The sequence below is a fragment of the Tritonibacter aquimaris genome, assembly GCF_009617595.1.
Lineage (GTDB): Bacteria > Pseudomonadota > Alphaproteobacteria > Rhodobacterales > Rhodobacteraceae > Epibacterium > Epibacterium aquimaris.
This window is the reverse complement of record NZ_WIXK01000004.1, coordinates 350625-367488: the sequence shown is the minus strand read 5'-3', so window position 1 is coordinate 367488 and position 16864 is coordinate 350625. Positions and strand designations below refer to the sequence as shown.

Genomic DNA, 16864 nt, shown 5'->3' with positions numbered 1-16864 from the left:
TGCCTAAGCTTTTAAATAAAAAGTATCGGTAATACCTAAAACAGATTAACACATATCTAAATGTGCCGTCACCAGTTGGAACAGGAAAGAACTACATGACTTCTCCTCAATCGGAGATGTATTCGCTACCCTCCCATCTTATTCGCCGTCTGAACCAGATCTGCGTTGCACAATTCACCACGGCGATGTCCGAGGCAGATCTGCCGTTAACACCGGTTCAGTACAGTGTTTTATGGGCGGTAGAAGAATTCCCCGGCGTTGACCAGGCGAGCGTTGCAAAACAAGTTGGGTATGATCGCGCAACATTGGGCAAGGTCGTCGACAGACTGGAACTCAAGGGTTTTGTGTCGCGAGTGGTGAGCAAAACAGATCGCCGTGCCCGTGAAATCTATCTGAGCGAAGCGGGCAAAGACCTGCTCTTGCAGGCACATCCTGTTGTGCTGGCCTGTCAGGATAAAATGCTTCCGGGTGTTTCTGACGAAGAGCGGGCACAGCTTGTTGAACTGTTGGCGCGGGTCGCTGCGGCTGCAAACACTGAAACCACAGCACCAATTCTGGCACCGTTGAACACCCAACAAGCTGCCGACTAACTCAGCTAGAATAGACGGCCTTGCGCGCCCCGTTTGTCATGCAACGGGGGCGCGTCACTGCTTTCTTCGATCACCTCAAACGGTTCAATCAATGCCTCGCCTTCAGCGCGATTGGAATTAACCGCCTGCCCAACGCGGTGCGTTCGTAAAATCCCCGTTTGCAACGGTTTCAACAGCCGTGCAGCGCCGTGGCCCGCCTCCCCCAGCCATAGCCCCCAATCCTGCGACCCAAGTATCAAAGGCATGCGGTGGTGGATCGCCTGCATATCGGAATTCGCCGCAGTTGTTACCACCGCGCAGGTGTTTTGCGGATCAGCCCCCCAGTTTTGCCAGATGCCAGCCAGGGCCATAACGTCCCCATCACTGCGACTGCTGTACCAAGGGAGCCGCTGGCCATCTGCATCCTTACTCCATTCATAAAACCCCGAAACCGGGATCAGACAGCGCCGGGATCTGGCTGCATCTGCAAAGGCAGGTTTCTCTGCAAGCGTTTCAGCACGCGCATTGATCAACAAGGGCCCGTCTGTTTCGCTTTTGTACCAGCTTGGCAAAAACCCCCACCGCATCGAAACAAGTTCCCGCCCCAACGCGCCAGAGCGCACCACAGCCAATTGGTTGGTGGGGCAAATGTTGTAATTTGGCAGGTTCGGCAGCCGGTTGCTTGGACGCGCGGCAAAGATCTGCGTCATTGCATCATGGGGTAAGGTAACCGCGATCCGCCCACACATAGGATCAGCGACTGTGGGATTTGCGCGCGATATCAATGCGCGCTTCCATCATCGACATATCTTGCAAGATCTCACGCCGCTTGCTGCGATCGCCGGTTTCGCGCAGCTCAGCACGCAACCGTTCCAGCTCTCGCGAGAGCGAGACAAATTCGGGCACGCCACCGCTTTCCTTGATCAGGCGATTGACCAATGCGTTCTCTGGATCATCGCACTCAGGCAAGGGTTTGCCAGCCCCATCGAGGTTGTCAAATTCGCCCTCAGCCTCAGCTGCGGCGATTTTCTGATTGATAAGATCGATCAAAGGATGGTCCATAACGTTAAAATGCCAGATCACGCGACAAAGAAAAAGCCCCGTCGCAGAGATCCGTGACGGGGCATCATAGTTAAAACGTCAGTGTTTACTTCTGGGTGATCCGCCCGTCAGTATAAGGTTTGTAGCCAGTTGATTTTGCGAGAAACTCTGCTGTGACATCCGCCAGATCTGGGCCAAAGTCATAGGCGTTTTGTGCATCAATGAACATTTTGTAGCCATCACCACCGCTGCGGACATAGTTGTTGGACACAACGCCGTAGATTTTGGCGGGATCGATCGGCAGCCAGGCGCCACCTTCATCAACCATCACCTCGGTGATGCGGCCCTCACCGGGGGCAACGGATTGATCCCATGTGTATTTGATCCCTGCAACCTGGGCAAAGCGGCCTTTGACCTCTTCCACCTGGCTCACACCGTTTTCCAGCGCGTCAATTACGGTCTGGCCCGACACCTCAAAGGTTGAAAGCGTGTTCTGGAACGGCAGAACGGTCAGAACCTCACCCATGGTGATCTCACCAGCATCAATAGATGCGCGCAGCCCGCCACCGTTTTGGATGGCGATCTGAATCCCCTGATCCCGGACGCGGTCCAGCATCGCATCGGCCACCAGATTGCCCATTGCGCATTCACCGGTTCGACAGACATCGCGCGCGCCTTCGATCGCATCGGCCGCATCGGCTACTACGCGCTGTTTCACCTCTTCGATCGGTGCGCCCATCTCAGCCACACGCGCGGCAATCGCAGCATCCGGGGTGATCGACGCATCAAGCAGGATCGGTTCACCCTGCGCGGCGACCACATTACCCGCATCGTCAAAGGTGACGTTCAGCTCACCCACATATTTGGAATAGGCATAGGCCTGCACCACCGGCACATCCCCCACCATGGTTGGATAGGCTCCTTCGGCGCGCTCGTTGGTATTGGACAGCAGCGTGTGGGAATGGCCGCCGACAACCAGATCAAGCCCCGGAACAGCGGCGGCAATCTCAAGATCTTTTGCCAGACCTACGTGGGTCAGGGCGATGATTTTATTGATACCTTCTGCCTCCAGGGCGGCAACATCTGCTTTCAGGCTTTCAATTTCATCCTGAAACACCACATTTGGCCCCGGCGAAGAGGTCTCAACCGTATCCGTGGCCAACACCGAGATCACAGCAACCTTTTCACCGCCAACCTCAAGCACCACGTGATTTTTGACCTTACCTTTCAGGCTGGCCTCAGAAGAGAGGTCAAGATTGCCGGAAATCACCGGGAATGAAACCGCATCGGTGAATTTTGCAAGCCCTTCGGGACCATCATCAAACTCATGGTTGCCCACTGCCATCACATCATAGCCGATGGCCTCCATGAACTCAGCCTCGGCTGCACCTTTGTAAGTGGTGTAAAACAGCGACCCCTGAAACGGGTCACCCGCATCAAGCACAACAAAGTTCTGCCCAGCCAGCGCGGTCCGCTTGGCATCAATCAGGCTTTTGATCCGTGCAACACCACCAAAGCATTTGCCCTCGGCCTCATCTTCCGCGCCACAGGTGGAATCATACTTATTGATGGATTCGATCCGGCTGTGAATGTCGTTTGTGTGCAATACGGTTAGCTTGAATTCTGCTGCCGCCATACCAGCGGTCAGACCCAGCGCTGCGGTGCTTGCCAGAAAACGTGAAAATACCATGCGTAAACTCCCTGTCTTGGAAAGGGCCTCAGCCAGAGGTCCAATTCACCAAAACTCTGGGCCAAAGCGCGACATTTTTCAAACCAAATGGTCAAAAAATCTGCAAAGACATCAAGCGCAAGATATCGATGGCGCAAAAGCGCCTACCTCTTGACCCACGCGAGCCCTAGGTGCATCAGAGCCGCATGCTGATATATAAGATTTTCCGCCAGGACGAATGGGCTGCGTTGCAGACCAAGGGTGAAACACAGGGCGCTCCCGTGGATCTTGCCGATGGGTTTGTACATTTTTCCACCGCTGCACAGGCCGCTGAAACCGCCGCCAAGCATTTTGCAGGTGAAGAAGGACTGTTTCTGTTGGCCGTCGACGCCGACAGCTTGGGTGATGCGCTGAAATGGGAAGTATCACGTGGTGGCGCATTGTTCCCGCATCTCTATCGCGTGCTGCGCATGGATGACATCCTGTGGAGCAAACCCTTGCCGTTTGTGGACGGTGCACATGTTTTCCCGGCTGATACCAAATAAAGGTGGCGTGATGAAACTTACCGAAAAACTCGCCCTCAAGGCGCTGCATAAGATGGATCCAGAGGCCGCGCATGGGCTGTCGATCTCAGCTTTGAAATCCGGCCTCGCGCCCACGCCTGGCCCGGTCACATCCGCGCGACTGAAAACCCGATTTGCAGGCATTGATCTGCCAAACCCGGTGGGCCTTGCGGCGGGGTTTGACAAAAACGCCGAAGCACTTGCGCCGCTCAGCCAGGCGGGGTTTGGCTTTATTGAGGTGGGTGCCGCCACTCCACGTCCGCAGCCCGGCAACCCAAAACCACGCCTGTTTCGCCTGAGCGAAGACCGCGCCGCGATCAACCGCTTTGGTTTTAACAACGAGGGCATGGAGGTGATCGGCGCACGTTTGGCCAAACGCCCAAAAGACGCGGTGATTGGCCTGAACCTTGGGGCCAACAAAGACAGCGACGACCGCGCCGCAGATTTTGCCAAAGTGCTGGCTCATTGTGGTGCACATCTGGATTTTGCCACGGTGAATGTTTCATCGCCCAACACCGAAAAGCTGCGCGACCTGCAAGGCAAAGACGCGTTGAGCGCGCTTTTGAACGGTGTGATTGATGTACGCGAAGGTCTTGCGCGGCGCGTACCCGTGTTTTTAAAAATCGCCCCGGATCTGACACTGGACGAGCTGGATGACATCGCAGCAGTGGCGCGCGAAACTGGTATTGATGCGGTGATCACCACCAATACAACCTTGTCGCGCGATGGATTGCAAAGTGCACATCGTGATGAGGCGGGCGGGCTTTCTGGTGCGCCGCTTTTTGAAAAATCCACTCGCATTCTGGCGCAGCTTTCGTCCCGTCTAAATGGGGATGTACCGCTGATGGGCGTGGGCGGCATCAGCACCGCTGAACAGGCCTATGCCAAGATCTGCGCCGGGGCTTCAACAGTGCAGTTTTACACTGCGATGGTCTATGGCGGCATTAGCCTGGCGTCTGAGATTGCCACCGGTCTGGACCAGCTGCTGGCGCGCGATGGGTTTGCAACCGTTGCAGATGCAGTGGGCAGCAAACAGGGAGACTGGCTGTGATCACCTATTGGCATAATCCACGCTGTTCGAAATCGCGCGCAGGGCTTGCGTTTTTTGAAGAAAAAGGCGCTGAAATCGACGTGCGCCTTTATCAAAAAGATGGCCCCACACGCGAAGAGCTGACCCGCGTGCGCGACATGCTGGGCGTAAAAGCGATTGATATGATGCGCAACAAAGACGCCCTGTTCAAAGAACTGGGGCTAAGCGCAGAAAACAGCGAAGACGTATTGTTGCAAGCAATGGCGGACCACCCTGCCCTGATTGAACGCCCTATTGCGTTTACGCGCGACAAAGCCAGCATTGGCCGCCCAACCGAGGCGCTTGCAGCACTGCTGGATTAACAGGGTTGAGGCCGCTTTAGGCGGCCTCTCCTTCTGACATCAGGAAATGACCTGTGGCCTGGGCCAAAAGTTTTTCTTTGTTGTCCTGCCAGGCCTCAACATGAACAGAGGCAAAGCGACGACCAGAGCGCCACACCCGAGCCCGCGCATAGGCATCTCGTGGCAGTCCTGAGCGCAGATAATCCACACTGAAATCAATGGTCTTGGGGTGACGTGGGATGAGACCACGCGCCATTTCTTCTGGATCAAGCGCGCCGCTTTCGATCTGCTCCCAAAGAACCGTCCAATGCAATGTGATCATCGCGGTTACTTCCAGAAACGCGGCGGTTGCCCCGCCGTGCAGCGCCGGAAGACGGGGGTTCCCGATCAGCTTATCATCAAAATTCAACTGCGCCGTCAGTTCATTGCCGCGCCGATCAAAGGTGATCCCCAGAAACTGAATATAAGGCACCGAGGCCACCAATGCGCCCAGCGCTGCATCGCGCCGGTTTTTGACCTGCTGTACAGGTTCAGGCTGGGGGCGGCTCATGCGTTTGTCTCCACGGTAAAGGCTCCGGTTGCGGTGGCCACCGGGTTGGCGCGATCGTCATCCATGGCAACAGCGCGCACAAAGGCAACAGAACGCGTCACCTGATGGCAGGTGGCTTCGGCCACAATCGTCTGCCCCGGCGTTGCACTGCGCATATAGTCGATGCGCAGATCAATGGTTGCAGTGCTGATCGGCCGACTGGGATGAAACAGAACCGCCGCGCCGCAACAGGTGTCCATCAGCGCCGAGACCGCACCACCATGAATAACCCGTGAGACGGGATCACCGATGAGTTTTTCATCATACGGCATCTCTATCGCCGCCTCTCCGCCACCACAGGAGATCAGATGCATGCCCAGCGCCTTGGAATGCGGCAGCTGCAAGACCAGCGCACGCGCCTCTTCGAGTAATGCATCCATAGCTGTCTCCAAATTTATCACGTTTGATGTGACTTACTGTTTTAAAGAAGCCCATGTGTTATTGCACTCGGAAAAAACCAAGCCTAGGTTACGCGCAAGGGAGAATTAGAATGACCACAAATGAATTGTCATTCAAGGAGATGTGCGCGGAGTTTGAAGTCACCCCGCGAACGCTTCGCTATTACGAGTACATCGAACTGATCGAGCCGCGGCGCGAAGGGCGCAGCCGGTTTTACGGTGCGCGTGAGCGGGCACGAATGACCTTGATCCTACGCGGACGTCGTTTTGGCTTTCAGCTGGAAGAGATGCGCCAGTGGCTGATGATCTACGAAGATCAGGGCACGCAGGCGCAGCTGAAGGCGTTTTTGGAAATGGCAGATCGCCAGATCAAAGAGCTGAGCCAACAAAAGGTGCAGATTGCACAGGCGCTTGATGAACTCACTGAGTTGCGCGCCACAACCGAAGAGCTGGTGAAAGAATAAGCGCCCCATCTTGGAAATGTCTTACACCCGGTGTCCACGCGACGCCGGGTATTTTTGATTGCGCCGCTGCGTCCCTTCCAAAGTGACGTGACGTACGAGTTACGTAAACGTCAAGGTTCATCCCTATATGTATAGAAGAGACTGCCTCGTTTGGCTGTCTCCCGAGGTGAACCGACGCAGGTGCAGACCATCATGAGCGAAGAGACACTGACAATACGCGAGATGTGTGACGCCTTTGACGTCACCCCCCGTACTTTGCGCTTTTATGAATCCAAGGCGCTGCTGTCCCCGATCCGGGATGGGCAACGCAGATTGTTTACCAAACAGGACCGGGCGCGATTGAAACTGATCAAACGCGGCAAGCGGTTTGGCTTCAGTCTCGAAGAGATCGGTCAACTGCTGGATCTGTATCACGCAGACGATCTGCAACTAACCCAGCTGAGCCGCACCTATAAGGCCGCCTGTGAGCGGCTGACAGAGATGGAACAGCAACGCGATGAGCTGACCCTCGCTATAGACGATTTAAAAGAACAGCTGCGCTGGGGAGAAAAGATGATCTCCTCTCTCAAATCCGCAGCGACCCCTTAACCGGTATTCAACAGACGGAGATTTGCCATGCCCCGTTACACTGCCCCAATACAGGACGTTCAATTTCTGCTGCATGAGGTGTTGCAGATCACAGGTACTGACATACACGGCTATGCGGATCTGGAGGCTGACTTCACCTCTGCCATTTTGAACGAAGCGGGCAAAATCGCCTCTGATGTGCTGCAGCCATTAAATAGGGTTGGGGATCTCGAAGGTTGCCGCTTTGAAAATGGTGTTGTGACAACCCCCACCGGGTTCAAAGCCGCGTTCGAGCAGATGAAAGACGGCGGCTGGCCGGGTATTGATCTGCCCGAGGCCTATGGTGGCCAGGCTATGCCCTACCTTATCGGCACAGCGGTGGGTGAATTCTTCTCTGGCGCCAATCAGGCCTTCACTATGTATCAGGGTCTCACCCATGGTGCGGCTTCTGCTATTCTTGCCCATGGTACAGACGCGCAGAAAAACACCTATCTGCCCAAGATGGTGAATTGCGACTGGACCGGCACCATGAACCTGACAGAGCCCCACTGCGGCACTGATCTTGGTCTGATGCGCACCAAGGCGGAACCACAGACAGATGGCAGCTATAAGATCACCGGGCAGAAGATCTTTATCTCAGCTGGGGATCACGATCTGGCGGAAAATGTCATCCATCTGGTTCTGGCCAAGATCCCAGGCGGCCCCGATGGGATCAAAGGCGTGTCGCTGTTTATTGTTCCCAAGATCCATGCGGCAGAAGATGGCACATTGGGGGATCGAAACGCGGTCTCGGTTGGCAAAATCGAAGAGAAGATGGGCATCCACGGTAATTCCACCTGTGTGATGAACTATGACGGTGCGACGGGGTATCTGCTTGGTCAGGAACACAAGGGCATGCGCGCCATGTTCACCATGATGAACGAAGCGCGCCTTGGTGTTGCAATGCAAGGCCTCGCCCAGGCAGAAGCCGCCTATCAGAACGCAGTGGATTACGCCAAAGACCGGCTGCAGGGGCGCGATGTAACCGACGTTAAGAACCCCGATGGGCCTGCGGACCCGCTGATTGTACACCCGGACATCCGCCGCAACCTGATGGATCAGAAAAGCTTCACCGAAGGCGCGCGGGCCTTCTTGCTGTGGGGCGCAATGCTCATAGATCAATCCCACCGGTCGGGCGATGCGGCCGCCGAGGGGCTGATCTCATTGATGACCCCCGTTCTAAAGGGGTTTCTCACTGACAAAGGCTATGACATGTGCGTCCAGGCGCAGCAGGTCTACGGTGGTCATGGCTATATCGAGGAATGGGGCATGTCCCAGTTCAGCCGCGATGCCCGCATCACCATGATCTATGAAGGCGCAAACGGCGTACAGGCGCTGGATCTGGTTGGTCGTAAACTCGGCCAGGATGGCGGCAAACACGTCATGGCGTTTTTTGAACTGGTAAAAGATTTCTGCGCCACGGCTGGTGCAACATCAGATGAATTCAAAACCACCTTCATTGAACCGCTGAAATCCGCCTCCAAGGATCTACAGGCGGCGGGGATGTATTTCATGCAGAACGGGATGAAAAACCCCAATCACGCACTCGCAGGCTCTTATGACTTTATGCATCTCTTTGGCCATGTCTGCCTTGGACTGATGTGGGCCCGTATGGCACAGGCTGCGCAAACGGCGCTGAATACAGGCCAAGGCGACGCAGCGTTTTATGAGACCAAACTGGCAACCGCGCGCTACTATATGGCGAGACAGCTTCCCGCCACTAAGCTTCACCTCGCACGCATACAATCCGGCGCTAACCCGGTAATGGCCCTAGACGCGGAGGCATTCTGAGGCCAGGTTCGTCGCAACACTTCGTTCAGACGTTAGAAAGACACAATGCCCAAACGTTTCCGCCTTACCCGCCGTATCCCGATCTCGATGACCGAAGATGGTTATCGTCGCTTGCGCCGTTTTTCACAGGAAGCAGGGCTAGATGAGGGCGAGGCATTGTCCTTTCTGTTTGAGAACTTTGACAGTGTGACAAACCACGACAACCTCACCCATCGTTTGCGGATCTTTAATGCGGAACTTGAGGATCGAAAAAGATGAACCGCTTGTGCTGTCCTCTATGGCTCACCGCTTTTCGCACGCGCAGGAGCCTCCGGCGGGAGTATTTAAGAAAAGGTGAAAAAGCGGCGCGCCCGATCCCAAGCCTTCGCCAAATGAAAGAGCGCGCCGTCACCTTTTGCAGCCATCAGCTCTCCAGCCTGTTCTGCAAGATCACAATATTGCCACTTTGGTTAAATTCCTCTCAACAGCTTCACCTTTTTATAAATACTCCACGGGGGTGCGGGGGTGTGAAACCCCCGATTCACGGCTTGCAAAGGACTGCACAATGACCATCAAACTCTACTGCTTTGGCGAAAGCGGCAACGCGTATAAGGCAGCACTTGCGCTTGAACTCTCAGGGCTGGATTGGGCGCCTGTCTATGTCGATTTCTTCAACGGCGAAACGCGCGGCGAGGCTTTCCGCAAAATCAACGCACAGGGTGAAGCGCCAACAATGGTGGACGGGGATCTGACCCTAAGCCAATCCGGCGTCATTCAACAATACATTACCGATAAAACTGGCAAGTTTGGCGGTACCGCTGAAGAAAAATACGAGGTGCTGCGTTGGGTCCTGTGGGACAATCACAAGCTTTCCAGCCAGGTTGGCATGACCCGATTTTTGATGAATTTCCTGCCGGAAGACAAACGCCCCGCAGATGTCATCACCTTTATGCAAGGCCGCCTAAAGGCTGCATTCACCACCCTCAACGCGCATCTTGAGGGGCGCGAGTGGATGGTAGGCGACAGTATCACCAATGCGGATCTTAGCTGCTGCAGCTACCTGTTTTACCCGGAACCTTTTGGATTTGATCGGGCAGATTGGCCCCATATCGATGCCTGGCTTACCCGCGTCAGCGACCTGCCCGGCTGGAAACACCCCTATGATCTGATGCCCGGCAACCCGTCAGATCGCGCATAAGGAAAAGATGATGACAGACGCCTTTATCTATGACGCAGTTCGCACCCCGCGCGGCAAGGGCCGCAAAGATGGTGCGCTCCATGAGGTTTCAGCGCTGCGCCTGTCTGCGCTGACGCTGAATGCGTTGAAATCGCGCAACGGGCTTGAGGGGCATGTGGTAGAGGATGTGATCTGGGGCAATGTCACCCAGGTCATGGAGCAAGGTGGCTGTCTTGCCCGCTCGGCGGTGCTTGCATCTGATCTGGATGAGGCCATTCCCGGCCTCTCCATCAACCGTTTCTGCGCCTCGGGCCTTGAAGCGGTAAACCTTGCCGCAAACCAGATCAAAGGGGGTGCAGGTCAGGCCTATATTGCGGGTGGTGTCGAAATGATGGGCCGGGTTCCGATGGGATCGGACGGTGCCGCCATTGCGGTTGATCCAAGCCTTGCAATGGAAAGCTATTTTGTCCCACAGGGGATTTCTGCTGATATTATCGCGACTGAGTATGGCTTCAGCCGCGATGAGGCTGATGCATTTGCGGTTGAATCCCAACGCCGCGCTGCCGCGGCCTGGGCTGACAATCGGTTTGAAAGATCGATCATCCCCGTGATGGATCAAAACGGGCTCACCATTCTGGAACGGGATGAATACATGCGCCCCGGAACCGATATGGACGCGCTTGCAAAACTGAACCCAGCCTTCCAGATGATCGGCGAACAGATGCCGGGTTTTGATAAGGTGGCCATGCTGAAATACCCGCATCTGGAGAAGATCAACCATATCCACCATGCTGGCAATTCGTCGGGCATTGTGGATGGCGCTGCCGCGCTTTTGGTTGGCGATAAGGCATTTGGTGAAGCCCATGGGCTGAAACCGCGCGCCCGCATCAAAGCCTCAGCCAAGATCGGCTCTGATCCAACCATTATGCTGACCGGGCCGGTTCCAGTGACTGAAAAAATCCTTGCCGATACCGGCATGAGCATCAGCGACATTGATCTTTTTGAGGTCAACGAAGCTTTTGCATCTGTTGTCCTGCGCTTCCAACAGGCGTTTCAGGTCGATCCCGCGATTGTCAATGTAAACGGCGGCTCCATTGCCATGGGGCATCCGCTGGGGGCCACCGGCGCGATCATCATCGGCACCCTGCTGGATGAGCTGGAACGTCAGGACAAAGAATGTGGCCTAGCCACGCTTTGCATCGCCTCGGGTATGGGCGCAGCCACTGTGATTGAGAGGGTCTGATGCCAAAGCTTGATCTTTCCAAAATCCCAACCCGGCACGGTGCGACCTATCCCGGCAAACTCTCAGCCCCTTGCGAGGGGCGCAGCACCCAGCGTCTGGGTGATGCTGGTGGGCTCAGCCAATTTGGAGCCAATCTGGTCCATTTGGCCCCTGGTACCGCCTCTTCCTTGCGTCATTACCACATGAACCAAGATGAATTTGTCATGGTCACTGCTGGTATTTGTACCCTGGTCGATGATGACGGCGCGCATGACATGGCCCCCGGCGATTGCGCCACTTTCCCAGCGGGCGAAGAAAACGGACATCACTTTATCAACAATACCAATGACACCGCGAGCTTTCTTGTAATCGGCACTCGGACCGAGACGGAAACGGCTTTTTATTCAGATCTGGATCTGATGGTGAAATTTGCCGGTGGCGATTTTGAATTCACCCGCAAAGACGGCAGCGCGCTGACAACAGAACAAACCGGAGAGGACACATGAGCGATTTTACCTATGACATCGATGGTGATGGTGTTGCGGTTATCACTTGGGATGCACCCGGAAAATCAATGAACGTGCTCACCCGCGAAGCGCTGGAGCTGGTTGAGGGATTTATTGATCAGGCCCTTTCGGATGACGCGGTCAAAGGCCTCGTGCTTACATCTGGAAAAAAAGACTTTGCCGGGGGCATGGATCTGAATGTTTTGGCCTCGATCCGCGAAGAGTCTGGTGACACCCCAGCACAAGGCCTGTTTGATTTCACCATGGAAGGCCACCGTATCCTGCGCAAATTGGAACGCGCCGGGATGGAGCCGAAAACCAACAAAGGTGGCAAGCCGGTCGCAGTGGCGATCAATGGCACCTGTGCGGGCATTGGCACGGAAATCGCGCTCGCCTGTCATCACCGGGTGATGACCACAAACCCAAAGGCCAAAATCGGTCTGCCGGAAATCATGGTTGGTCTCTTCCCGGGCTGTGGCGGCACCACGCGTTATGTGCGGATGGTTGGGGCCGTGGCCTCGGCGCCAGTCTTGCTTGAAGGCAAGATGATGGAGCCAAAGAAAGCCAAAGGTGCAAGCCTTGTGGATGCGCTCGCTGATGATCCGCTGGCCGCCGCAAAAGACTGGGTGCTGAATGCCAGCGCCGCCGACATCGTAAAACCCTGGGATGCCAAAGGGTTCAAATTGCCCGGTGGCGCGCCGTATCAACCGGCAGGCTTCATGAATTTTGTTGGCGCCTCAGCCATGGTGAACGCGCAGACGCAAGGAGCATTCCCCGCCGCCAAAGCGCTGCTGTCAGCCATCTATGAGGGTGCCCTGGTTGATTTCGACACCGCCCTCAAGATTGAGGCACGCTGGTTCACCCATATTTTGATGAACCCATCTTCTTCGGCGATGATCCGTTCGCTGTTTTTGAACAAACAGGCGCTGGAAAAAGGTGCAGTACGCCCCAGCGATATTGCCGATCAAAACGTCAAGAAAATTGGCGTTCTGGGCGCGGGCATGATGGGAGCGGGCATTGCGTTGGTCTCGGCCCAGGCGGGTATTGAGGTCGTGTTGATCGACCGAGATCAGGACGCTGCCGACCGGGGCAAATCTTATGCAGCGGATTACGCTGACAAAGGCATCAAACGCGGCAAAACCACGCCGGAACAAAAAGAGGCTATGCTTGCGCAGATCAGCGCAACAGCGGATCTGAACGCACTTAAAGGCTGCGATCTGATCATTGAGGCAGTGTTTGAAGACCCCAAGGTCAAGGCAGAGATGACCCAAAAGGTTGAGGCGATCATCCCGGAGGACTGCATTTTTGCCTCCAACACTTCAACCCTGCCAATCTCTGAACTTGCAAAAGCCTCGGCGCGCGCAGATCAGTTCATTGGCATTCACTTCTTCTCGCCGGTTGAAAAAATGCTTTTGGTGGAGATCATCAAAGGCAAAGACACCGGTGCACGCGCGGTGGCGAAGGCGCTGGATTATGTGCGCCAGATCCGCAAGACACCGATTGTGGTGAATGATGCGCGGTTTTTCTACGCAAACCGCTGTATCCTGCCTTACCTCAACGAAGGGCTGCGGATGATCACCGAAGGGGTATCCCCGGCGCTGATCGACAATGCGGCGCGCCAGCTTGGCTTTCCGGTGGGTCCGCTGCAACTGACGGATGAGACATCCATTGATCTGGGTGCAAAGATCGCCCGCGCAACCAAGGCTGCGATGGGCGACGCCTACCCAGACAGCCCAGCGGATGATCTGATCTTCTGGATGGAAGAACAGGGACGTCTGGGGCGCAAAGCGGGCAAGGGTTTCTTTGACTATGACGCCAAAGGCAAGCGCGTGGAGTATTGGAAAGGGCTTTCTGATCAATACCCACCAGCAACCGCACAACCCGATCTGATCGAAGTGCAAGAGCGGCTGATGTTTGCACAAGTGCTCGAAGCTGTGCGGGCGCTTGAGGAAAATGTGCTGATGGACATTCGCGAAGGCGACGTAGGCGCAATCCTTGGCTGGGGTTTTGCCCCTTGGTCGGGCGGGCCGCTTTCCTGGCTTGATATCATCGGCACGCCTTATGCGGCGGCGCGCTGCGATCAGCTGTCTGAAACCTATGGCGAGCGGTTTAGCTGCCCGGATCTTTTGCGCGATATGGCCGCGAAGGGGCAGAGTTTCTATCGCCGTTTTGACCCGGAAAAGAAATCTGCCTGAGCAACTGCGGCAACTGCGCGCCATATCTACGCATAAAAGCAGCAGCTTAGCGTTGGTTTTTCTACCGCTAGGCTGCTGCATATTGGGCCAAAGACTGCTCGGTCTTGCCTAATGTCGGCTGTGCCGCCGACTTGAAATTACATCATCGCAGATCCGGGTGTGTGCCCGGCGCGTCCGGCGTCATAAAGGGCAGATCTGCGTGCGGGTTTTCTTCTTGGGAGATCATATCAACGATCACGGTGCGTGCGTCTGACGCCGAAAGCACCCGATACAGCCCTTGTTGCGCTGCTTCGCAATAATCCAAAAGATCAATTTCAGCCGGGCAATACGCCATTGCGCCTGCCTCGGCATAGATTACTTCATCGCCGGAAAACTGTGGCCGGATCAGCTCCATTCGTGCGCCGGGGCGCACACGTTCAATACCACGATAGCCATCAAGCGTGCAGGCTGGAACAATCGCAAACGGATCACCAAATTGCTGTTCAAGCAGATCACTTTCGATCAAGACACCCTGATCCGGCATCACCCACATGGGCGCACGATTAAAAAGCGCATCCGCAGGAATATAGACAGGCGCGCGCAATGCTGTCACCGCGCCCGAACCCGCAACCAGCGTGTCACGCTGCAGCCCGGTGATCACCTGCATACCATGATCAAAAGTAAGGACCTGATCGCCGACCGCCAGTGCTTCGACGGGGCGCCAGCCAAGGTTTGACGCCACATGCGTGCCAGCCAGCAACCCACCCGTGCCTGTATTGACCAGACGCGCGTTGCCTGAAAGCCGGTCTCCCAGCGCGCCATCCATTCGTTTGAACAACCAATCCAGCATCTTGCCCTCATCAATCTTGCGGGTGTTTTGGCCTGCACATCGGGTGCGCGCCAAAAGTCCTACAACTGTGTTAAGGGCAAATCGTTAAAAGAGTATTCAAATCGTTCAATTTCTACCCGGCAAAGGTTTTGAACACATTCGGCGGCGTCATCCGTATAATACGGCCGCCAGTCGCGCGCCCTGTCGCTTTGATTTGCACGCGGTAATTTTAGGTCAAAGCCAAGATGTGAAAACAGCGGTGCTGCGTCCTGCTTGAAATGTTCCAGTCGAATAAAAAGATCACAGCGTTCTTCGCCATCTGACGCTGTCACATAGCTCGGCGCTGGGGAGGCGCGAAAGGATGCCTGCACCAGCGGCTGCTGTAGGAAACTGGCGAAACTGTGCCGCTGCGCGAGCCCGACCGCGGGATGATCAAAGCTTTGCGATTGAAGCCAATTGTAATAGCTGACCATCCGATCCCAGGGGTTGCGCACCAATGTAAAGGTAAACAAGGCGCGCATTTCATCTGCTGGCAGCAGCCCTTCCAGATCCGCAAGGGTTGAATGTTTCCACAGCCGTCCGCGTGTTTTCACATCACGCAATCTGCGACGGCGCTTCATCGCCTTGGGCGTGTCGCCCAGCATCATGTCATCTGCCATTGCCCGCGCTTCAAGCGCCAGCGCCAATGCCGTGCCACCCGTCTTGGGAATATGGATAAACAGATATGAGCGGCCGCGCGACAAGATCATGGGGGCACGCTATGCCACAGGCGCGATAAACACCAGTTACAACCCATCCTGCAGTGCAAAGCCATTTGCGGCGGCATTTGCAGCTGTGTTAGGGTTTTGTCAAACAACTATAATCCTTGAGCAGCGCAGCATGGCCTTAACAGCACTCAAAAAATTTCAGCGGCTCGAAGCTGCCGGGGTCTGGCGTGCCACTGCCGATGCGCAACGCCGCGATGTGATTGTATCCGTTGGTGAGGCAACGCTGACCATCACCGATCTACAGGACCGCCCGTTGGCACATTGGTCTTTGGCTGCGCTTGTGCGTCAGAACCCGGGCCAGCTCCCTGCCCTGTTCAGCCCCGCAAGCGATGCAGACGAGACGCTTGAAATCGACGCCGGTGAAACCACCATGCTTGAGGCGATCGAAAAGGTGCACGCAGCGATTGAACGCGCCCGCCCACGCCCCGGCCGGTTGCGCCTGTTTGGTGGGCTGGGTGTGATTGCCGTGCTTGGTACACTCGCGGTGACATGGCTGCCCAATGCGCTGCAGCGCCACGCGCTTTCTGTTGTGTCTGACATCAACCGCAAAGCCATTGGGCAGGCGCTTTTGGGCCGGATCGAGCGCCTGTCTGGTCAGGCCTGTATTTCACCCGCGACATTGCCGTTGCTGGATCGCCTCGCGCACCGCACCGATGTACGCAAGATCATTGTCCTGCGCGAAGGCGTTGCCACCAGCCTTGCCCTGCCCGGCGGCATCTATCTGTTAAACAGCAGCTTTTTTGAAGATTATGAGGATCCCGCAATTGCGGCCGGGGCGATTTTGGTAGAACGCGGCCGTGCAAAGGCTGAAGATCCTTTGATGTCATTGCTGTCTGTTGGCGGGCTGCCTGCCGCATTTCACCTGCTGACCACTGGCGAGCTGCGCCGCGAAACGCTGGATGCCTACGCCGAATACGCCCTGACGGAACCACGCCCTGAGCTGAGCGAAGCGGCTATACTGGCCGAATTCACGCAATCCGCATTGCCATCGTCACCCTATGCCTATGCGCTTGATATTACTGGGGAAACAACATTGGGGCTGATTGAGGCAGATCCGCTGGCGAACCGGGAAGTGGAGCCTTTGTTAAACGATCAGCAATGGGTGCAGCTGCAAAACATCTGCAGCTGAAGCTACGCCGCCCCAATTTC

Annotated in this window: 20 protein-coding genes; 13 read left to right on the top strand and 7 right to left on the bottom strand. The window is 55.7% G+C overall.

The annotated features are described in order from the left end of the window. The first annotated feature begins 95 nt into the window (after positions 1-95). Entirely contained in the window at positions 96-590 is a 495-nt protein-coding gene (locus tag GG681_RS10075) for a MarR family winged helix-turn-helix transcriptional regulator (protein ID WP_153547672.1), read from the top strand. A gap of 5 nt (positions 591-595) precedes the next feature. On the opposite strand, the gene GG681_RS10070 is transcribed toward GG681_RS10075, so the two are convergent. From GG681_RS10070 to GG681_RS10060, 3 genes are all read right to left on the bottom strand, one after another. Continuing rightward, entirely contained in the window at positions 596-1318 is a 723-nt protein-coding gene (locus GG681_RS10070) for an SOS response-associated peptidase (RefSeq protein ID WP_153547670.1), read from the bottom strand. Between the two features lie 4 nt (positions 1319-1322). After that, a complete protein-coding gene (locus GG681_RS10065) occupies positions 1323-1631 on the bottom strand; it encodes a DnaJ family domain-containing protein (protein ID WP_153547668.1) in 309 nt (102 codons plus the stop codon). A gap of 85 nt (positions 1632-1716) precedes the next feature. After that, positions 1717-3300 carry a bifunctional metallophosphatase/5'-nucleotidase gene (locus GG681_RS10060; protein ID WP_153547666.1) on the bottom strand — a complete coding sequence of 528 codons (1584 nt, stop codon included), beginning with the start codon at positions 3298-3300 and terminating at the stop codon, positions 1717-1719. Positions 3301-3485: 185 nt separating this feature from the next. Here GG681_RS10060 and GG681_RS10055 point away from each other — a divergent pair, with 185 nt between their 5' ends. From GG681_RS10055 to arsC, 3 genes are read left to right on the top strand one after another with little or no spacing between them, the layout of a single operon-like run. Continuing rightward, positions 3486-3824, top strand: a complete 339-nt coding sequence (locus tag GG681_RS10055) for a DUF952 domain-containing protein (protein ID WP_153547664.1) — start codon at positions 3486-3488, stop codon at positions 3822-3824. Positions 3825-3834: 10 nt separating this feature from the next. Further along, positions 3835-4893, top strand: a complete 1059-nt coding sequence (locus GG681_RS10050; RefSeq protein ID WP_153547662.1) for a quinone-dependent dihydroorotate dehydrogenase — start codon at positions 3835-3837, stop codon at positions 4891-4893. Continuing rightward, positions 4890-5234 carry an arsenate reductase (glutaredoxin) gene (arsC, locus tag GG681_RS10045; protein ID WP_328593332.1) on the top strand — a complete coding sequence of 115 codons (345 nt, stop codon included), beginning with the start codon at positions 4890-4892 and terminating at the stop codon, positions 5232-5234. Before GG681_RS10050 ends, arsC begins: the two co-directional genes overlap by 4 nt. 16 nt (positions 5235-5250) lie before the next feature. Here arsC and GG681_RS10040 read toward each other — a convergent pair whose 3' ends face one another. Beyond that, positions 5251-5763, bottom strand: a complete 513-nt coding sequence (locus tag GG681_RS10040; protein WP_153547659.1) for a PaaI family thioesterase — start codon at positions 5761-5763, stop codon at positions 5251-5253. Then, positions 5760-6182: a PaaI family thioesterase gene (locus tag GG681_RS10035; protein WP_153547657.1), complete on the bottom strand. Its 423-nt coding sequence runs from the start codon at positions 6180-6182 to the stop codon at positions 5760-5762. The genes GG681_RS10040 and GG681_RS10035 overlap by 4 nt, the downstream gene beginning before the upstream one ends. Before the next feature lie 110 nt (positions 6183-6292). On the opposite strand from GG681_RS10035, the gene GG681_RS10030 reads away from it, so the two are divergent. From GG681_RS10030 to GG681_RS09995, 8 genes are all read left to right on the top strand, one after another. Further along, complete coding sequence (locus GG681_RS10030) at positions 6293-6664, top strand: MerR family transcriptional regulator (protein WP_153547655.1); 372 nt, start codon at positions 6293-6295, stop codon at positions 6662-6664. Between the two features lie 192 nt (positions 6665-6856). Further along, complete coding sequence (locus tag GG681_RS10025; RefSeq protein WP_153547653.1) at positions 6857-7252, top strand: MerR family transcriptional regulator; 396 nt, start codon at positions 6857-6859, stop codon at positions 7250-7252. Positions 7253-7279: 27 nt separating this feature from the next. Next, the gene (locus GG681_RS10020) at positions 7280-9061 is read left to right on the top strand and encodes an acyl-CoA dehydrogenase C-terminal domain-containing protein (RefSeq protein WP_153547651.1); all 1782 of its coding nucleotides are present in this window, start codon (positions 7280-7282) and stop codon (positions 9059-9061) included. Between the two features lie 45 nt (positions 9062-9106). Continuing rightward, a complete protein-coding gene (locus tag GG681_RS10015; protein WP_153547650.1) occupies positions 9107-9319 on the top strand; it encodes a hypothetical protein in 213 nt (70 codons plus the stop codon). A gap of 286 nt (positions 9320-9605) precedes the next feature. Continuing rightward, on the top strand, positions 9606-10238 hold the full coding sequence (locus GG681_RS10010; protein WP_153547648.1) for a glutathione S-transferase family protein: 633 nt from the start codon (positions 9606-9608) through the stop codon (positions 10236-10238). Between the two features lie 10 nt (positions 10239-10248). After that, the gene (locus GG681_RS10005) at positions 10249-11460 is read left to right on the top strand and encodes an acetyl-CoA C-acetyltransferase (RefSeq protein WP_153547646.1); all 1212 of its coding nucleotides are present in this window, start codon (positions 10249-10251) and stop codon (positions 11458-11460) included. Further along, entirely contained in the window at positions 11460-11945 is a 486-nt protein-coding gene (locus tag GG681_RS10000; RefSeq protein ID WP_153547644.1) for a cupin domain-containing protein, read from the top strand. Before GG681_RS10005 ends, GG681_RS10000 begins: the two co-directional genes overlap by 1 nt. After that, positions 11942-14140, top strand: a complete 2199-nt coding sequence (locus tag GG681_RS09995; RefSeq protein ID WP_153547642.1) for a 3-hydroxyacyl-CoA dehydrogenase NAD-binding domain-containing protein — start codon at positions 11942-11944, stop codon at positions 14138-14140. The genes GG681_RS10000 and GG681_RS09995 overlap by 4 nt, the downstream gene beginning before the upstream one ends. A 142-nt stretch (positions 14141-14282) precedes the next feature. On the opposite strand, the gene GG681_RS09990 is transcribed toward GG681_RS09995, so the two are convergent. Then, positions 14283-14969: a Hint domain-containing protein gene (locus GG681_RS09990; RefSeq protein WP_153547639.1), complete on the bottom strand. Its 687-nt coding sequence runs from the start codon at positions 14967-14969 to the stop codon at positions 14283-14285. A gap of 59 nt (positions 14970-15028) precedes the next feature. Next, entirely contained in the window at positions 15029-15697 is a 669-nt protein-coding gene (locus tag GG681_RS09985) for a sulfotransferase family 2 domain-containing protein (RefSeq protein ID WP_153547637.1), read from the bottom strand. Between the two features lie 130 nt (positions 15698-15827). On the opposite strand from GG681_RS09985, the gene GG681_RS09980 reads away from it, so the two are divergent. Further along, the gene (locus tag GG681_RS09980) at positions 15828-16844 is read left to right on the top strand and encodes a hypothetical protein (protein WP_153547635.1); all 1017 of its coding nucleotides are present in this window, start codon (positions 15828-15830) and stop codon (positions 16842-16844) included. Positions 16845-16864 lie beyond the last annotated feature (20 nt).